The sequence below is a fragment of the Sunxiuqinia elliptica genome (genome assembly GCF_900113005.1).
Taxonomy (GTDB): Bacteria; Bacteroidota; Bacteroidia; order Bacteroidales; family Prolixibacteraceae; genus Sunxiuqinia; species Sunxiuqinia elliptica.
In genome coordinates this window covers 443788-462312 of sequence record NZ_FONW01000002.1, presented here as the reverse complement: position 1 = coordinate 462312, position 18525 = coordinate 443788, and the positions used below count along the sequence as shown (strand labels likewise).

14 protein-coding genes are annotated in these 18525 nt (G+C 42.3%); 4 read left to right on the top strand and 10 right to left on the bottom strand.

Going from position 1 to position 18525, the window contains the following annotated elements; genetic code table 11:
• Positions 1-26: 26 nt before the first annotated feature.
• Together BM156_RS06610 and rlmH are read right to left on the bottom strand one after the other, a co-directional pair.
• Positions 27-3686, bottom strand: coding sequence for an MFS domain-containing histidine kinase (locus BM156_RS06610; RefSeq protein WP_093919047.1), 3660 nt, complete (start codon positions 3684-3686; stop codon positions 27-29).
• An 88-nt stretch (positions 3687-3774) separates the two neighbouring features.
• Positions 3775-4248: a 23S rRNA (pseudouridine(1915)-N(3))-methyltransferase RlmH gene (gene rlmH, locus BM156_RS06605; protein WP_093919046.1), complete on the bottom strand. Its 474-nt coding sequence runs from the start codon at positions 4246-4248 to the stop codon at positions 3775-3777.
• Positions 4249-4528: 280 nt separating this feature from the next.
• Here rlmH and BM156_RS06600 point away from each other — a divergent pair, with 280 nt between their 5' ends.
• From BM156_RS06600 to BM156_RS06585, 4 genes are all read left to right on the top strand, one after another.
• Positions 4529-4921, top strand: coding sequence for a DUF4783 domain-containing protein (locus tag BM156_RS06600; protein ID WP_170846881.1), 393 nt, complete (start codon positions 4529-4531; stop codon positions 4919-4921).
• Positions 4922-4926: 5 nt separating this feature from the next.
• Positions 4927-5856 carry a YihY/virulence factor BrkB family protein gene (locus tag BM156_RS06595; protein WP_093919044.1) on the top strand — a complete coding sequence of 310 codons (930 nt, stop codon included), beginning with the start codon at positions 4927-4929 and terminating at the stop codon, positions 5854-5856.
• A 99-nt stretch (positions 5857-5955) separates the two neighbouring features.
• Positions 5956-6723: a TIGR00266 family protein gene (locus tag BM156_RS06590; protein WP_093919043.1), complete on the top strand. Its 768-nt coding sequence runs from the start codon at positions 5956-5958 to the stop codon at positions 6721-6723.
• Between the two features lie 150 nt (positions 6724-6873).
• Positions 6874-8577 carry a PNGase F N-terminal domain-containing protein gene (locus BM156_RS06585; RefSeq protein WP_093919042.1) on the top strand — a complete coding sequence of 568 codons (1704 nt, stop codon included), beginning with the start codon at positions 6874-6876 and terminating at the stop codon, positions 8575-8577.
• 92 nt (positions 8578-8669) lie between these two features.
• Here BM156_RS06585 and BM156_RS06580 read toward each other — a convergent pair whose 3' ends face one another.
• The 8 genes from BM156_RS06580 to BM156_RS06545 form a co-directional block, all read right to left on the bottom strand.
• Positions 8670-10253, bottom strand: coding sequence for a SulP family inorganic anion transporter (locus BM156_RS06580; protein WP_093919041.1), 1584 nt, complete (start codon positions 10251-10253; stop codon positions 8670-8672).
• Between the two features lie 111 nt (positions 10254-10364).
• Positions 10365-11672, bottom strand: coding sequence for a ribosome biogenesis GTPase Der (der, locus tag BM156_RS06575; RefSeq protein ID WP_093919040.1), 1308 nt, complete (start codon positions 11670-11672; stop codon positions 10365-10367).
• Positions 11673-11756: 84 nt separating this feature from the next.
• A complete protein-coding gene (gene era, locus BM156_RS06570) occupies positions 11757-12641 on the bottom strand; it encodes a GTPase Era (RefSeq protein WP_093919039.1) in 885 nt (294 codons plus the stop codon).
• A gap of 176 nt (positions 12642-12817) precedes the next feature.
• A complete protein-coding gene (locus BM156_RS06565) occupies positions 12818-15256 on the bottom strand; it encodes a DUF5686 family protein (RefSeq protein WP_093919038.1) in 2439 nt (812 codons plus the stop codon).
• Entirely contained in the window at positions 15243-15926 is a 684-nt protein-coding gene (locus tag BM156_RS06560) for a hypothetical protein (protein ID WP_093919037.1), read from the bottom strand. The genes BM156_RS06565 and BM156_RS06560 overlap by 14 nt, the downstream gene beginning before the upstream one ends.
• A gap of 10 nt (positions 15927-15936) precedes the next feature.
• Positions 15937-16419: an RNA polymerase sigma factor gene (locus tag BM156_RS06555; RefSeq protein WP_093919036.1), complete on the bottom strand. Its 483-nt coding sequence runs from the start codon at positions 16417-16419 to the stop codon at positions 15937-15939.
• Between the two features lie 38 nt (positions 16420-16457).
• The gene (locus BM156_RS06550) at positions 16458-17276 is read right to left on the bottom strand and encodes a pseudouridine synthase (RefSeq protein ID WP_093919035.1); all 819 of its coding nucleotides are present in this window, start codon (positions 17274-17276) and stop codon (positions 16458-16460) included.
• 343 nt (positions 17277-17619) lie between these two features.
• A complete protein-coding gene (locus BM156_RS06545) occupies positions 17620-18456 on the bottom strand; it encodes a carboxypeptidase-like regulatory domain-containing protein (protein WP_139218224.1) in 837 nt (278 codons plus the stop codon).
• Positions 18457-18525 lie beyond the last annotated feature (69 nt).

Genomic DNA, 18525 nt, shown 5'->3' with positions numbered 1-18525 from the left:
TGACCTTCAAGCTTCAATACACATTCTCATTCCTCTTCATACAAGGGCAACTCAATGTAAAATGTAGAACCGACATCCAACTCTGTTTCAAACCAAATGGTTCCCTTCGCATTTTCAATAATCTTTTTCACAATTGCCAAGCCAAGCCCCATTCCACTGCTTTTGGTGGTGAAATTCGGCTGGAACATCTGCTGACGAATATCTTCAGGAATGCCACTACCATTGTCTTTTACAGCTACAATTGCCTGATTATCCTGCTTGCTTAAAAGCAGCTCCACTTTCCCTTTTCGTTGTGGCGGAATGGATTGAATGGCATTTTTCACCAAGTTAACGACAGCCCTCGAAATTTGCTCATGATCAGCATAAATCAGCAATTTTTCATGCTCTCTTAAATAAACCGAAAAATCAATTTGAGTGCTGGTTTCAAACAATCCGGCCACCTTATTCAATTCGTCAGTCAAGTCAAACACCTCGTTACGAGCTTTAGGGATTTTGGCAAAATTTGAAAACTCGGTAGCAATCTCCGACAGCGTATCAATCTGTTCAATTAACGTACCGGTAACCCGGTCAAAAAATTCATCAAAGTGTTCTCCTTTTTCATCTTTTGCACGCCGCAAATACTGAATATTCAACTTCATTGGCGTCAGTGGATTCTTGATCTCATGAGCAATCTGCTTGGCCATTTCACGCCATGCCAACTCCCGCTCGGAGCGTGCTAAAAGCTCGGCACTTTCTGCCAATTCCTCCACCTTACGGTTATACTCCTGAATCAAAGCTCCAATCTCATCATCCCCCTGATAAACAATCTGTTCGTTCTTTTTCACCAACTGAATTCCCTTCAGCTTTTCGCGAACCATACTCAGAGGCCGGGTAATCTGATTCGCCAACAGCACAGCCACAATCACACTCGCCAAAAACAGCAGCACATACAAGTTAATGAAGGCCACAATGAAGGTAGAAATTTCCTGTTTCAGCTCATCTCCTCTGGTAAAGTAAGGCAAGTTGATAAAACCAAGATAATCGCCCATATTGTTAATAATCGGTTCATAAACCGACAGGTACGAAAGATTTCCAATCTTCTCTGGTTGGGAATAATTCACCTGATAATTTTCAATCAACTCATAATAGGCTTCAGTATTCACCCGGTTCGAAATAATCCCCCGAAGATAAATCTCGGGCCTGGATGAAGCAATTAACTCGCCATTCACTCCAAAAATGTTAATGTCTGTCCGGAAGATGATGGAGAGTTTATTCAGTTCACGCCACAACCAATCGACTAAATCCGGCGATATCTCACCCACATCGCTCAAACGCATGTCAATTTCCTCGGCAATCGACTTCATCTTCTCATTCAGGTCATCCTGGTGCTTATTTTCATATTCCTGAATATTATAAAAAATGGTTCCACCGGCCACAACAAACAGTGAAAGCAACACCACCGTAATGATGGAAGCCTGTATCTTGAACTTCAAATCGAAAACCATGGCCTTTTTCCGATACGATGGATTTCCTCCAAAGACAACAACCAGAATAAAAATGAAATAGAAGACAAACAAGTAAGGAAAAGAAATCAGGTAATCCAGTAACTCAAACGACTTAGAACTTACAACAATGTAATTTCCATTTCCCAGATTATGAATCAAATGGTCGTGATCATCCCACTTTTTTAACACAAACTCGTCCGTATCATTTTGAATATCATAACTATCCACATAGTAATTGTATTGGTAGTCACCACTCAAATGCACCAATTCTTTCTCGAAGTATTTCGCATAGGAAAAGTGGCGATAACGATCAGGTTTAGCCATTGACTTGTCGAGAAGCAACTCCGGGAAACCTGCACCTTCAGGCAATAGGCGGGAGTTTAGCTCAAAAAAGACAGATGTTCCTATCGACTCGGCTGACAGAGGATAGAAAATTTGCCCCATATAGGAAATTCGCCCATTAAGGTTATCCATGAAGTAGAAATTGGTTCCCGGAATCCGTGTCCCAGACTCCGAAATCATTTCCTCAAAAAACGGGAAACAGGGAACCCACTCATTTTCGTTTTCTAACAACAAACTATCTGACCCTCGACACAAGATGATATCAACATCGTATTTTCGAAAATATCCACCAAAATACTGTCGTTCAATATAATTCTCCAGCTCATCATAAGTTGTTGATAAAAGATAAGGGATGATTGAATCAACGTTCAATTCTTCCTGAATCTCTGTCAAAAATATTTCAGCAGCCGGATCATGCTCCGAATTCAGGGTTACCGTCATCAGCTTTTGGCTCTCAACCCGCCGAAGCTTATTGTAATGTTGAATACTGATGAGCGAGAAAAATGCAAACAACGAAACAAAGTAAATCAGGTAAGAAAGTGAATATCGTTTAAACTGAGTGTTTTGAAGCGCAACGACCGAAAAGTTGGTTAACAGAAACAGGCCAACCATATACAAATATCCATTACTCACAATCAAAACTAAGCCAACAAAAACAGCAATCAGCAAAAGATGAACTCGTAAAAACCAAGTTCGTGAAAAGTACCGCTCGCTCAATTCAACAATTTTGAGGTTGATTAAGAAAGCCGAAAAGAAGAGCAAAGCAACAATACAGTACCCCACAACACTGTATTGATCAATATCGTCAATCCGATTCAACTGGAAGGAAATACTGCTGTTTTGAATTAAGTTTTCAATTAAATAATTCGTCAACAAGTACATAAATAGGCTAAAGCCATATACTAAAGCCAGCTCCACCCATTTGGGTCGTTTGGAGTAAGTAAAATCTTTAGAAAAATTAAGACTCCAAAAGAAGATCAGAACTGCTAAAACCAACAAATCGCCTAAGGATGGTAACCAAAAAGAATAGGCATACAAGGAAGGGCCAAACAATTCAAATGCATCAATCATCTGCGGAATGCGGAATAACACATGAAACCAGTAAAAACCGAGAAGTCCCAAAGCCAGAATAATTACACGAGTAAGAAAATCTTCATGTCGAAAATCTTTAAACACGCGACGAACAAAAAACAGCAGAAAAATAAATGCCAAGGCAAACAAGCCCGCAGGAACAAGTAGTTGAGCTTTTGTACATTTTATCTTTCCTGAAGGCATTACCGAAAACAGGTAATTCCCTTCCTCATCACGAACGGGCAAATTATACTCTGACTTCTCCCGTTGAATGACAAAGCTATCGGGCAGCTTAAAAGGTTTTACAAACTGATTGTTGATAAACTGGTTTTCGATGCCGTAAACATCCTTAATATGAATAAGCCCGATAATATTAAGCGAATCAACTTGTCGGCTAATCCCCAAGTAAGTCCCATTGGGTAGAGCCAAAAGCTCTTGGTTTGCCATTTTGCTGGAATACCGGCTCGTAAAGGCAAAATGATTATGCGACCAGTAAATAAGTTCATTCTTTTCCAGTACCACAAAACCCAATCCCTGATTGTGGTACAGCTCAGAATAGTCGATCAAGCTAGCTTGGTAATTCCCATCAAATGTCGAATCAGCGATGACCTTTTCAATCCCATCCAGTTTCTCATTCAACAACTCCTTTTGCTTGTGCAACTGAAACTCAAATTTCTCAACCAACTCATTTTCCGGATTATGATAAAGCAAATGGTGTTCTTGCACAAAGGCAAAGACAAACAACAATAGTGAAAGAATCAGGTAACTGTATTTTTTAATCCATTCCATACTGAGCTTTTGAGCCTTGAGTTTTGATTGCTACTTTTTTAAAGTTTATGAAACCTAAAAATTCGGGACCTTACTGGTTGCCTCTTCCTTATTCATGATGATAAGGTTCTCCTTTTATGATGGTAAGTGCACGATAAAGCTGTTCGCTAAAAATCAGACGAATTAACTGATGCGAAAACGTCATTTTAGACAAACTCACCTTTCCACAGGCCTTCTGATAAACTTCCTGCGAAAATCCGTAAGGCCCTCCAATGACAAAAACCAAAGTCTTAACACCACCAAGCATCTTCTTCTCCAAAAACCGTGCAAATTCTGTTGACCGAAAGTTTTGCCCTCGTTCATCCAGTAAAATCAGCTCATCTCCAGGCTTTATCTGTCCTAAAATCAGCTCACCCTCTTTTTCTTTTTGCTGCCCCTCTGAGAGCTTACGGGTATTCTTCAAATCCGGAATAATCACATAATCAAATGGTAAGTAATAAGGAATTCGTTTATGATAGACTTGAATTCCTTCTTGTAAATAAGAAAGATCTGTTTTCCCGACAACAACCAATTTTATCTTCATGTACCGATTTTTTTTAAAGCTGCTACTGAAAAGATTTTCCCTAAAATGCAACAAGCAATCTTCTTTTCATTATTTTCGTTTCTATAATCGAAAGTTAACGATAAAGATTAACATTTCATCAGGGAAATAGTCCCTCAAAAGGGAATAATACAAGGAAACTAAGCGTTTCTGTATTCTCAGCTGAAATTTGTTAACTTTACAAAGTTAAGTATCCTGTTGCATTCGCCACCATCATTTGGTACAGTTTATGCAGTATAGCAGGGCGTTTAAAACAAATAAGATGAAAAATCTTTGGATAAAAACTATAATTCCGGCATTTGTCTTTTGCCTGATAAGCCTGGCTGGAACAGCTCAAGTACCTGAAGAGGTGATCGTGAGTTTAAAAACAGGAAATGCATCTACCCTGTCCAACTATTTCAATGATAATATCGAATTGGTGGTTCTTGACAAAGATGATGTGTACAGTAAAGATCAGGCACGCCAAATTGTTTCCTCTTTCTTTAGTGCAAACAGTCCCCAACGTTTTTCCATCATTCACCAAGGAGGGAAAGAAGGTGCACGCTATGCCATTGGTAACCTGAGTACAAAAACAGGCGTATTCAGAGTATATTTTCTGTTGAAAGAAAAAGGGGCAAAAGCATACATTCATCAGTTGCGGATAGAAAAACAATAAGCTGAATGGGACTCAGCAAACGAAGCCATAAGATTAAACGTTTCTTTCTCAAACTTTTAATTTGGGCAAGAAAAGTAAGTCTGCCCGGCTTTGACGATATTGCCCTTTATGATGTTGGCTTATTCTTTTGGCGAAGCATTGTCAAAGGCTCGATAACGACCAGGGCATCAGCTATTGCTTTTAGCTTTTTTTTAGCCTTGCCGCCAGCTATCATTTTCCTGTTTACCTTGATCCCCATTATCCCAATCGATAATTTTCAGGAAGAATTATTTTCACTGATCAAGGAATTGGTTCCGCAGAGCCTTTTTGGAATGATCGAAGGTACGATCGAACAGATTATAAAAAAACCACAAGGAGGATTGTTATCGCTGGGTTTTTTTATGGCATTGATCTTCTCCACCAATGGTTTTGCCAGCATGATGAGTGCGTTTGACGCCTCGCTACACACCTTTAAACGAAGAACTTGGCTAGGACAACGCGTAATTGCAGTTATGCTGCTCTTTATTTTCTCATTTCTGCTAACAATTACCATCGCCCTGATTACCGGAGGACAATTTGCGATTGACTATATGGCGCAAAAAGGATTACTCAATGATGACTTCACGTACTATTTATTAACTTTTGGTAAGTGGATTATCACCATTGCGCTGTTTTTCTTTGCGTTTGCCTTCTTATACTACTTCGCCCCAGCCAAAAAAACCAAGTGGCGCTTTATCTCTCCAGGGGGAACATTAGCCACCATACTAAGTATTTTTACAGTCATTGGCTTTGGCTATTACATATCCAATTTTAGCCAATACAATAAGCTTTATGGGTCCATCGGTACCTTGTTAGCCTTGCTGTTACTCTTCTACCTGATGTCGCTGATCCTTCTGATTGGGTTCGAACTCAATGCCAGTATCAACGAAGCACACCAGCAAGCCCTCGAAGATTAGTTTACCTGAAAAAACAGGTAGTTTATCGAAAAGCTACCGTTCCATTCCATTCAATTTGTAACTTTAAAAGCAGAAATAAATTCATAAACTTTTAGATATATGCAATCACACGAAATTGACTACAAAATTGTTGGGCACGATGTGCAGCTAGTTGAAGTTGAACTGGACCCGGGAGAAACAGTCATTGCCGAAGCCGGAGCCATGATTTACATGGAAGATGGCATTAGCTTTGAAGCCAAGCTTGGCGATGGCTCCAATCCCAGAGCTGGATTTTTCGATAAACTGCTGTCGGCAGGCTCACGCATAATCACAGGAGAATCCCTCTTTTTAACACACTTTTCGAACCAGGGGTGGGGGAAAAAGCATGTTGCTTTCTCAGCTCCTTATCCAGGCTCCATTATTCCCTTAAAACTTGACCAAATGGGAGGCCGCATCATCGTGCAGAAAGATGCCTTTCTATGCGCTGCCTTAGGCACAAAAATCAGCATTACCTTTAACAAACGTCTAGGAGCCGGCTTCTTTGGAGGCGAGGGATTCATCATGCAAGAGCTTAATGGCGACGGCAATGCTTTCATTCATGCCGGAGGGACAGTGATTGAGCGTCAACTGAATAATGAAGTATTGCGCGTTGATACAGGCTGTATTGTCGCTTACGAACCATCTATTGATTTTAGCGTGGAACAAGCTGGAGGCTTACGCTCCATGGTCTTTGGTGGCGAAGGACTGTTTTTAGCAACCCTTAGAGGAACAGGAAAAGTCTGGCTGCAATCCATGCCAATCCGCAAGCTCATTGCGGAGTTATCTCCTCGTGGTGGCAACCAACGAAAAGAATCCGGTGGACTTCTCAATCAATTTTTGCAAGACTAACCAACTGTTTTTCAAAACAAAGACAGTTCTCCTAGTTTGCATAGGGAGATTTCATTGCAATTCTCTATTTTTGCGGCTTTCCGGACTACCGGAAAGCCCTGTTTTTTGTCAACACACTTGTTGACCAGTTTTTATTTTTAATCTCATTTTATGCAAATGAAACCATTTATTACCTCATTACTATTACTATTTATTCTCTTTGCAGGACAAGTAGAAGCTAGAAGCAAAGGAAAAGCTTACCAAGTGACCTACAACTCGGTGCAAAATGGGAAACCAGCTCCTGGACGAGGTCTTACGCTTCGTTACTACGATGGTGTTGCCTACCTATCGGAAGACGATGCCAAAATCAGAAGCTTCATTGATTACAACCAATTAAAGACAGTAACCATCCTGAATTACGAAAACGAGTTGTTTTCAACATTAACTCCGTTCGACTCTTTACCTCAGCCAACAGCTGGTAATCAACAAGAAGAGTTATTAGGCTACACCTGTAACTACGCCAGCTTTTCAGCATTCTCCAACAAAATTGAAGTTTGGTACACCGATAAAGCCGGAGCAAAAGGAGGACCTTATCAGGCTTATTTACCCAATAACGAGTCACTCGTTTTGAAAGTAACGTTTAATGGAAACCGGACTTTGGTTGCCAGTGAAATTGAGAAGATTTCGCGCGATTCGATCCCCAGCTACCCTTTAACTGAGGCTAAAGAAGTTTCGGCCAGTGAACTGGAAGAACTGAAAATTAAATCGCGTTACACTTCGATGCCGATCTTCGAAGATGAAATGATCAACTTTGATCCTTCAATCGAAATTGTAAAAGATGAGCCTTTGGAAGCCAACAAAACTTACCGGTTTTCTAAAGGAAGTGTCATTGTCAAAAAAATTACCCTCCCTGAAATATGGAAAAAAGGAGGAAGCATCCACGCCAAGTTAACCAGCTGGTCAAATGGCGATGCTTACGACCGGACAGGTTCGGTCTTTGTGCTTCCCGGAACAACCGACAAAAACACCATGTTAAGTGCGCTTCAACACGGATTGGACCAAGTGCCTGTTTTTGTTGACAATAATGGTGGCGAATACCAAGGTTTTGTTAGCACAACAGACTACAACACGCCTACTGAAATTATGCGCTTTTTTACCTCGTTTGGAATAGGTCACTTCAACACCCGACGGGTAATTAACAACTACCCTTGGGAACTACAGGCAACCTACAACCAAGAGGTTACCGAACTGATCCCAAATGACCAGGACGAAATTTGGGTAGGTGTTTTCATCGGCAACTACGATCGTGGTGGACACAAAGTAAACCTGGAGTTTAACTTCTTCCCTGGGTTTGGCGACGAGAAAGCCCCAGAACATTACATCCAGCCCTTGTTTTACACCATCAACATCATGGAAATGTCTGGTCAAAACTACGGACGTCTGTTCGGAAACGACACGCTTGAAGTTGAGTTTGAAGTTCCTGAAGATATTGAAAACCTACAACTCCTTTATACTTCTACCGGTCATGGTGGCTGGGGCGGTGGCGATGAGTTCAACCCAAAACTGAACCAAATTTTCATTGATGGTGAAGCGATTTACAAAGTTGTTCCATGGAGAACAGACTGTGCAACCTATCGCTTTTCCAACCCTGCATCAGGGAACTTTGGCAACGGACTCTCATCGAGTGATTTGAGCCGTTCAAACTGGTGTCCGGCAACTTTAACTCCTCCTGATTTAGTTCCTTTAAAAGATTTAAAACCAGGAAAACACAAAATACAGGTTGTGATTGACCAAGGTGAAAATGCTGGAAGCAGTTTCAGCCACTGGAGTGTTTCCGGCGTACTTACCGGAACCCAAAAGACTGCTGATCAATAAGAAAAAAAAATAGCGCTGACAGCGCCCAACAAGAAAGCCCGGCTAAAACCGGGCTTTTCTTTTACAAATAGTATTACGTTTTGCATGTACCGTTAACTCAACATGCGTTTATAGTTATCAATAGCAACAAAGTAGTTTGGATCTTCTACAATATTGACATCGCAAATCTTCTCGGCCTTGCGAATCAATTTAATACAGTCTATACTTAAGTGTCTTAGGTGAATGGTTTTCCCTTCTTTTTGGTAGCGTTCAGCCAATTTATTAATCGCCTCAATCGCTGATTGATCCATTATACGTGATTCTTTAAAATCGATGATTACTTCCGCTGGATCATTCTGAACATCAAACTTACTATTAAACAAGGTTGTTGAACCAAAGAACAAAGGCCCATAAATTTCGTAGTGCTTAATTCCATGCTCATCGGTGCTCTTACGTGCACGAATGCGCAAAGCGTTTTCCCAGGCAAAAACCAAAGCAGAAACAATCACTCCGGCCAATACTGCAATAGCCAAGTCAAAAATTACCGTAAGCACCGTAACCAGGATGATGACAATTAAATCGGACACCGGAATTTTATTCATCACATTGAAGGTACTCCAGGCAAATGTGCCAATTACAACCATAAACATGACACCTACCAGAGCCGCAATCGGCACCATTTCGATGTATGAAGAAGCAAATAAAATAAACACCAGCAGAGCAATGGAAGCCACTATTCCTGAGAGTCGGTGACGTCCTCCTGATTTGATGTTGATAATACTTTGTCCGATCATGGCACAACCGCCCATACCTCCAAAGAAGCCGTTAACCATATTGGCAGCTCCCTGAGCGACACATTCCCGGTTCCCGCTTCCGCGAGTTTCGGTTAGCTCATCAACCAGGTTTAGGGTCATCAGGGATTCAATCAATCCTACTGATGCTAAAATCAACGCATAAGGGAAAATAAATTTCAAGGTTTCCAGCGTAAGTGGAATCATGGGCACATCAAAGCTGGGTAAGCCCGCTTTAATACCACTTCCACCACCAGCCTGAATAAAGCTTTTTACGGTTTCCGTTTCGATACCACCCAAAATAACAATGCCCGAAATAACCAAAATACCGACTAAGGCAGCCGGGATGGCTTTACTGATTTTGGGCAGTACAATCATAATCAGCATGGTGCCTGCCACCAAGCCCAGCATGGTAAAGAGTGGTCCTCCACTCAGCCATTCACCACCAGATTTAAACATATTGAGCTGAGAAAGAAAGATAACAATGGCTAGTCCATTAACGAAGCCCATCATCACAGAATGAGGCACCAAGCGAATAAATTTTCCTAATTTGAAGAAGCCAGCACTCATCTGAATGATCCCAACCAAAATTAAGGTTGCAAACAAATACTGCAAGCCCATCATTTCGCCAGGAGCCCCCATCTCATTGCCTTGTTTAATCAAACTCACCATGACCACAGCCATCGCTCCAGTTGCCCCGGAGATCATTCCTGGGCGTCCGCCGAAAATTGAGGTCACCAGCCCCATCATAAAGGCTCCATATAAACCAACGATGGGAGAAACTCCGGCAACAAAAGCGAAAGCAACCGCTTCAGGCACCAAAGCCAAAGCAACTGTTAATCCAGACAATACATCGTCCTTTATACTTCCCTGCTTCTTGTCAATAAACTTAAATTCAAACTTCATACACGCTTTTTTTATCAGCGCGCAAAAATAGGTGATTAAACAAGAAATATGCTCTACAGCATACGATATCAGACTATGTTAATGATGCCTTAATGTTAAGCGAACCGTTTGCTATTTCTTACGGAAAAAGATTTGCAAAGGCACTCCTGAAAAATTAAAATTATCGCGTAACTGATTCTCAATGTACCTTCTATAAGGATCTTTAATGTACTGAGGTAGGTTTGCAAATAAGGCAAACGAAGGCGTTGGGCTTGGCAACTGAGTTACATACTTAATTTTGATGTATTTCCCCTTCACCGATGGTGGCGGGTACTTTTCAATAGCCTCAAGCAACACTTCGTTTAATTTTGAAGTTTTTAGCTTTTGCTGACGATTTTCATACACTTCAATGGCGATTTCCAAAGCTTTGAAAATACGCTGCTTGGTTAGTGCCGACATAAAAAGGATGGGCACATCGACAAACGGAGCAATTCGCTCTTGTATTTGTTCGGTAAATTTCTTCACCGAATGAGTATCTTTTTCAATCAGGTCCCACTTGTTAACCAAGATTACCACACCTTTGCGGTTACGAATCATCAGGTTAAAAATATTGATGTCCTGTCCCTCGATGCCGCGCGTTGCGTCAATTAACAACATACACACATCAGACTCTTCGATGGAGCGCACAGAACGCAAAACAGAGTAGAACTCCAAATCTTCATTTACCCGTGCTTTTTTACGTAAACCTGCCGTATCGACCAAGTAGAAATCATGGCCATATTTGGTGTAACGGGTATTGATGGAATCACGGGTTGTTCCGGCAATATCGGTCACAATATTCCGGTCAACACCAGTCAAGGCATTGATGAATGAAGATTTACCAACATTTGGACGGCCAACAACGGCAAAACGAGGAATTCCTTCTTCTACCTCAACAGCTTCTTTTTTAGGAAAGCTACTAACCAAGGCATCCAGTAAATCGCCAGTACCACTACCATTCATGGCTGAAATACAATACAACTCCCCCAAGCCCAAGCCATAAAATTCCGGAGCATCCAAAATCCGCTGATTGTTGTCGACCTTATTAACAGCTAAAAACACCGGCTTCTTTACACGCCTTAAGATGGCTGCCACTTCCTGATCTAAATCGGTTATTCCCCCCTCAACATCAACAGTAAACAAAATAACGTCAGCCTCATCAATCGCCAAGTGAACTTGCTTCCGAATTTCTTCCTCGAAAACATCTTCTGAATTAACAACATAACCGCCGGTATCGATAACCGAAAATTCTTTCCCATTCCAAACAGACTTGCCATAGTTACGGTCACGGGTTACCCCTGACACCCCATCAACAATAGCCTTACGACTCTCTATCAATCGGTTAAACAAGGTTGATTTCCCTACGTTTGGTCTTCCTACAATTGCGACGATATTACTCATTGTTGCTAAATTTCAATTTCTACGTTTTCTTATACCTGTTAATCTTCCAAGACTGTTTCAAAAAAAGCATTCAGCCTGTAGCTTTTACTGAAAGTCGTACCCAAAGTTACCCAACATGCGATCTTTATCACGCCAGTCTTTGGCAACTTTTACATACAATTCCATGAACACTTTTTTCTGGAAAAACTCTTCCATATCCTTCCTGGCCTGGGTGCCAACTTTCTTCAAAGCGGCTCCTTGGTGCCCAATTATAATTCCCTTCTGGCTATCGCGCGCTACATTGATTACACAGCGCAAACGAAGCAGCTTATCTTCTTCTTTAAACTCCTCCACTTCAACTTCTACCGAATAAGGAACCTCCTTTTGGTAGTAAAGCAAAATTTTCTCCCGGATAATTTCGGAGACAAAGAAACGATCATTCCGATCGGTCAGCTCATCTTTCGGGAAATAGGGAGGTGCTTCAGGCAGCAGCTCCAAAATGCGGTCGAAAATAGGACCAATATTAAACTTCTCAGTAGCCGATATGGCATAAATATCAGCTGCCGGAAGCAGGTCTTTCCAGTATTCGTATAGCTTCATAACATCACCTTGCGTGGATAGGTCAATCTTGTTAATCAACACAATAACCGGAGCATTCGACTTCCTGATCTTCTCCAGGTACTCTGCATTTTTATCCGGCTGTTCAACCACATCAGTGACATACAAAATCACATCGGCGTCAATCAGGGCGGTATTAACAAACTTCATCATTGACTCCTGAAGCTTGTAGTTGGGCTTCAAAATTCCGGGCGTGTCCGAATAAACGATCTGAAAATCATCGCCACTTACAATTCCCTTAATCCGGTGACGTGTGGTTTGCATTTTCTTGGTAATAATCGACAAACGCTCACCAACCAACGCATTCATAATGGTTGATTTCCCCACATTGGGGTTCCCGACAATATTGACAAATCCTGATTTATGTGTCATGAAACAATTCTCCTTTTTAAAAAGCTCGGCAAAGATAACAATATCCTTTTAGTTGTTAAAAATCAAGTCGTTAATTTTCATTAAGCTAAGCTTATTCTAAGCTAATTACTCTTCCAGAAGCTTCCAAGCCGGTTAAACTCCTTATTATCAAACAAAATTACAGTGTAAATTCCACATTAAATCGCAAGGTCAATCGTAAACTTCAGGGCCAGATTATCGCCAAACGAATCAAATTGGTAAGCACCTAAGCGATAAAAAGCACCTCCTCCGAAGTTAAACAGCCCCAAGCGAATTAATTTAGACAGTAGCAGTCCGGCTTCGAAATACCCTTTACGGGGCGACAAAAAGCGCTCGTCAAAGCCAACTTGCCCATCGTATTCAGTAGATCCAATTCCAGCATTGAATGCCAAGGAAATATCCGGACGTAACTTTCGATATTTGAAAAGTAAAGAGCCAAAGTTGTGTCGCCAGAACAAAGCAATAAAACGATCGGCAACAAACTCATTGGCTTGCATGGTGGCAAAAGACTCGTCGTTGTAAAACGAAAGTAAGCGTGAACTTGAAGCTGGCGGACTAGCCAGCAAATTAGCAACACCTCCTGAATTTCGCAACGAAGCCAAGATAATCGCCTCAAACTCCCCCAGGTTTCTTAAGCGATACGAGTCGGATAACTTCATTTCCAGAATCCGCAACGGCCGATCAGACCATCTTTTTAACGAGCGCTCATAATGCAAGTTCAATACCGGATAGCGCCCACCCAACGAATAAATTTCGCCCCTTTTTCGGAACAGCCGCTCTTTGAAAGTCATCCGCAATTGCCCTCCAATTAGCATATAATCCTGAGGCTGTGGCAACAATGGCAAACGAACGAAAGTAGGATCCTTCAACCGATAATGCTTCAAGAAGCCCTGCATCAGCAAGGATGGGAAAAGCCTTCCCTCAACACCAAGCTGGTAGGTCTCGTGATAGGAGAAATGACGTCGAAACCAATCGTCCAGTTGCTGGGAAATAAACGGTTTGGGCTGCTCCAAGAAATCGAAAACCCCATCTTCCCGCACATCATTTTCATAAGTTGCAAACACATGGGTGTTACTCACGGAGTCAACCCGATAATGAACCGAGCCACCATATTTAGCTTGATCATCGCTAAAACCGTAGCGCCAATAACTTCCCAAACGAAGCGTTCGGCTCAAGCGAGGGTTGGTTTCCAGCGCCATCCCCAATTGCAGGCCTTCAAACTTATTCATACCTGCAAGCCGATCCATCAACACATCAACTTTACCAATCGGAAAGCGCCAGCTAGCCATTGATTCAACGGCTTTCATTTTCGCATCGAGGTTAATTCGTTGCCCCAAGCTATCTGTGAACCAATAAATGGAAGAGTCTTGTTGCGAAAGAGGTACCGAACGGTACTTGTTCCATTGATCATCCGGCTGACGCGTGGCTGAAGGATCAACACTCAGCGATGGCCCTTTCAACTGTTGATTGGCAATCGGGACATTCACCTCCCGATTCATCAAGTAACTTTTCCCCAAGGCTTTCATTTTCACAGCTTGCGCAGGCAGTCCGCTTCCCGGCAAGTTCACCCCTGAAAACAGGATTTCCGAATTCAAAGCTTTCGGGAACCACTCACCGGTGGGCAGCTGATCATACACCTGCTCGATGGACAAAGCCACATTCCTGCTGGTGTTTTCGGCAGCTTCGGCCCGAAGAGATTCAATGGCGTACCCGTCTGAACTGATCGTCAGCACCCCTTTGACTCCATCAAAGTTTCTATTTTTTCGAGGTTGAAAGCGAATGACAAACAAGCTATCGCCATCGGGAGTATTTAAAGTTTCTTCCAGTTGAAACAGGTATTTGTTCCACGAGTTTTGCGAGATAGGTGATAAAAACTCCTTTTCAAACAAGCGAATGTAGTCCTGGTAAAACGTAAACGATTGTAACTGGGTGGCCAACAAAAAGAATGATGGATCCTCCAAACCCGAAACCCGGCTGGCAATCACCACTTCCTTCTCTTTCTGAGGTTTTTGATACACCTTCCGGCTCACCGACTCCATTAAAAAAAGATACTGCTGATCAATTAATTCCCGAAGTCTTTGCTTGCTGGAATCGCTTGCTCCTCCTACAGTTTCAAAAAAACGTTCGCGCGTTTCATCCGACAGCATAAAGGTCAACTTATTGTAAGCCTGGTATTGGTAGGAGTCTAAATTTCGGGGTCGGTGGATCTCCCGGTTCTGAACCACCCGCTGCATGACCGCATCGGCCGGGTTATCGCCCGGAACCACCTGAATCTCATCCAGCCAATTGTTTTTTTGCTCCATACGAACTTGAGCTCCATCACTCAATTGACTTACAGCCAAGCGCATCGAATTATAACCAACATACGATAAGCCAATGCTGTCAACCTCAGCTGCATTAACCGTAAAATAACCATCAATATTGGTGGTGGTTCCTCGGTTTTGAAAATCAAAAAGAATATTGACAAAAGGTAACGGACGGGAAGAGTCAGCCTCAACAACACGAAGACTAAGGGTTTGAGCTGAAAGCTGAACAACAGCCAAGCTAAACCAAACCAACCATGCGATTTTTAGCCTGACCTTCTTATTCAATCTCATCCAGTTCTTTGCGTGTATCTTTTAACTTACTGATATAGTTGCCATAAAGCTTGCGGAATCCCCAACGAAAAGCCACGAAAAGCAAGCTGATAATCACCAACAACCCAGCTATCCCAATCAGGATGCTGCGAACCATTCGGGGTGAGCTTCCTACCTCTCCAACATCCGTTCCCAACTCAATGGCTTTTAGCTCAACGCCCATCACCATACCGGTTACAAAGCTGATACTAAGCACCAAGAGCAAAATCCCCAGAGCGAGGAAAAACAAACGTTGATAAGCATACAAAATACGGATCATGGAGTTTAGTACCCGCGATAAATCATTGCTTTGCGAGTAATCTTTTGTAGCCGAACGATAACTTATCCAGAAATAAATGAAAGAACCAACAATGAACAGGATGCCAGACCACTCCATCAACTGAATCCAAAGAGGCGTAGATTCATAATCGGAAGTAGCAAGGGGCGTAAACAGGTAATCGTCCAGCCCAAAGAACAAGGTCAGGAGCAACAAGACTCCAAAGCCAATTTTGATGTTGCGGTCGATCCGCTCCATCAAACTCTTTGTCCGTTTTCGCAGCAAGTCATAAATCGCCTCCTCTCCCAACTGATGCCGGTTGGCATCGCTGGATGAAAACTTGCTCCAAGCCGATTTTAAATCTTTCAGTTCCATTTCGCTGGATTTAACTGTCCATGTATTTTTTCAACTTCTTTTTAATCCGGTTCATCTTAACACGCACATAGTTCTGAGTGATTCCGGTTATTTCCGCAATTTCCTCGTATTTTTTGTTTTCGAGGTACAACAGCACAATGGATTTTTCAATCCCACTTAGGTTGGCAATCGCCTTGTAGAGTAGTTTAATCTGCTCTTCCGTTTCATGATCGTACTCTTCGACGGCCAACTGAAAGTTCTCGATCTCCAGATTGCTTTGATCCGGTTTTCGCTTATCTTTTTTAAAACTGGTTATAGCTGTATTCAGCGCAACACGATACATCCAGGTTGTAAATTTGGCTTCGTTCCGAAATGAAGGAAAAGATTTCCACAGCTGTGCCAGGATTTCCTGGAACAGATCGCGGCGATCCTCCTCCGAATCACAATAAATGGAGCATACCTTATGTATAATTCCCTGATTTTGTGATATGATCTGAACAAATTCCTTTTCCAAAGTAATGGTATTAGTCTGGACTTGTGCGAATAATTACATTAACTCATTTTTAAAAACCCAACTTCCTTATCGGTCAGGAAGCGCCACTTTCCACGAGGTACATTTTTCTTCGTCAAACCGGCAAACACCACGCGGTCCAAACGAATCACCCGGTAGCCCAAATGAGCAAAAATCCGTCGTACAATACGGTTCTTTCCTGAGTGAATTTCGATGCCTACCTGACGCTTATCATCTGCAATCACATAGCTGATCGCGTCGGCTGCAATAAATCCATCTTCAAGTTCAAGTCCTTGCTTTACCTGCTCCATATCTTCGCGGGTAAAATCTTTATCTAGAAAAACGTGGTAAATTTTCTTTTTCTCGTAACTGGGGTGTGTCAGCTTGGCCGCCAACTCGCCATCGTTGGTAAACAACAACAGTCCGGTGGTGTCCTTATCCAAGCGTCCAACCGGATAAATCCGTTCCTGGCAAGCGTGCTTCACCAACGAAATCACTTTTTTCTCCGCATGCGGATCATCCATAGTGGTTACAAAGCCTTTGGGTTTATTCAGCAAGACATATACTTTCCGCTCAGCGCTAATCACTTTCCCTTTGTAAGTAACCTCATCTTTGGTTGTCACTTTATGTCCCAGGCTGGTGACCACCTCGCCATTCACCTTAATGTCCCCTTTCTCAATCAACTGATCCGCATCACGACGGGAGCAAATACCGGCATTGGCTATAAATTTATTCAAACGAATCTCCCGATCCATTTTTTTTAGTACCTGTAGCTTTTTCCCTGATCCACTGTGGGATTCCTGATCCGTTTTCTTCTGATCTGAAAACTGGCGTCCTTCCGTAAAATTCTTTTTTGTCATAATTTGATTTCAATCGCTGCAAAGTTCGTAAAAAGAATTCAGATAGACATACTATTTGGAAAGTTAGAAGATTAGAAGATCGGAAGATTAGAATAGATATGCTTCCGAAACAAGAAAACCGGCTTAACAAAAACGAATTCACCGAACACTCACCAGCCATCGCTGGCCCTGGCCAAATTTTCCATTCTACGCGCTTTTTCAACTAACGGTAAAGTAGAGATGTCATATTCTAAGACTATTACACAAGTGAAACAATCTATCCATCCCGTTTCCCGTTTCCATTTTCCTTTTTTCCTCCCTGCTCTTCGCTCTTAGCTCTATGCCCTATGCTCTTAGTTTTCTGCTACTCGGCCAATTCTTTCTCCTTCGTGTACTCCTCAAACTGCTCCAGAATGGCTTCGCGAACTTCGTAATCATTATTCACCTGGTTCAGCATCCCTTTAGAGTTGAAGTAAATCATGAATGTATCAGCTTCGGCTTCCTCCAGGCCTGTTAGCTCCATCACCAGATCTTTGTTGTAGTACTGAGAAAGGTAAGCCCAACGCTTTTCGGAAATCATTGCTTTGCGCACTTCCCGCTTTTCCCGTTCGCGGCGACTGGTATGATACTGAATGAATGAGGCCGGGGCAAAAACAGCGGCATACCAAGGTGGTTTTGTATTGAATGCATCTCCCCGGAGTTCCGGATCAATATCCACTGGTTTTCCAGTTGAAATCCCTTCCATATCCATTGCATTGGACTTGCCTTTTACTTCAACTTCACCAATGGCAAAGCGCACCGGGCGCACCCAAATCGTCAATACACTGTCGGGATTATGCTTGGGAGGAACGTGAATATACTCTTTCATAAAGCCCATGGCTGAGATTGCCAGACTATCTACATTAAGCATTTCCATAGAAAATGTTCCCTGGTAGTTGGTTGTTGTTCCGCCGTGCGTACGCATGTTGACCACATGCACATAAGGAACCGGCAACCCATCTTCACGATTCAGGATTTGCCCTTTCAGGTGAATCAGGATCGGATCAATATCTGCCAAGTCCTGCCCCAACACCTTGGAAACCGGAAGCAATCCTATGCATACGATTAAAATAATCAGTCTCTTCATCTGCTTATTATTAGTTAGTCCTCGTCCGCCACCTGACTTATTCTCCCCCACACCCCTTTGACGTCTCCTTTGCATTTGCGCTACGTTTATCCACTATTCTTTATAGATCGCGAAAAGCCGCAAAAGGATGCGCCAAAAGTACTT

What these genes read in the sequence shown, in the direction of transcription:
- BM156_RS06590 (WP_093919043.1), top strand. Translation starts at nt 5,956, where the DNA reads ATGCAATCACACGAAATTGACTACAAAATTGTTGGGCACGATGTGCAG.
- BM156_RS06610 (WP_093919047.1), bottom strand. Translation starts at nt 3,686, where the DNA reads ATGGAATGGATTAAAAAATACAGTTACCTGATTCTTTCACTATTGTTG.
- der (WP_093919040.1), bottom strand. Translation starts at nt 11,672, where the DNA reads ATGAGTAATATCGTCGCAATTGTAGGAAGACCAAACGTAGGGAAATCA.
- BM156_RS06580 (WP_093919041.1), bottom strand. Translation starts at nt 10,253, where the DNA reads ATGAAGTTTGAATTTAAGTTTATTGACAAGAAGCAGGGAAGTATAAAG.
- BM156_RS06585 (WP_093919042.1), top strand. Translation starts at nt 6,874, where the DNA reads ATGCAAATGAAACCATTTATTACCTCATTACTATTACTATTTATTCTC.
- BM156_RS06600 (WP_170846881.1), top strand. Translation starts at nt 4,529, where the DNA reads ATGAAAAATCTTTGGATAAAAACTATAATTCCGGCATTTGTCTTTTGC.
- BM156_RS06545 (WP_139218224.1), bottom strand. Translation starts at nt 18,456, where the DNA reads ATGCAAAGGAGACGTCAAAGGGGTGTGGGGGAGAATAAGTCAGGTGGC.
- BM156_RS06595 (WP_093919044.1), top strand. Translation starts at nt 4,927, where the DNA reads ATGGGACTCAGCAAACGAAGCCATAAGATTAAACGTTTCTTTCTCAAA.
- BM156_RS06550 (WP_093919035.1), bottom strand. Translation starts at nt 17,276, where the DNA reads ATGACAAAAAAGAATTTTACGGAAGGACGCCAGTTTTCAGATCAGAAG.
- BM156_RS06565 (WP_093919038.1), bottom strand. Translation starts at nt 15,256, where the DNA reads ATGAGATTGAATAAGAAGGTCAGGCTAAAAATCGCATGGTTGGTTTGG.
- era (WP_093919039.1), bottom strand. Translation starts at nt 12,641, where the DNA reads ATGACACATAAATCAGGATTTGTCAATATTGTCGGGAACCCCAATGTG.
- BM156_RS06560 (WP_093919037.1), bottom strand. Translation starts at nt 15,926, where the DNA reads ATGGAACTGAAAGATTTAAAATCGGCTTGGAGCAAGTTTTCATCCAGC.
- rlmH (WP_093919046.1), bottom strand. Translation starts at nt 4,248, where the DNA reads ATGAAGATAAAATTGGTTGTTGTCGGGAAAACAGATCTTTCTTATTTA.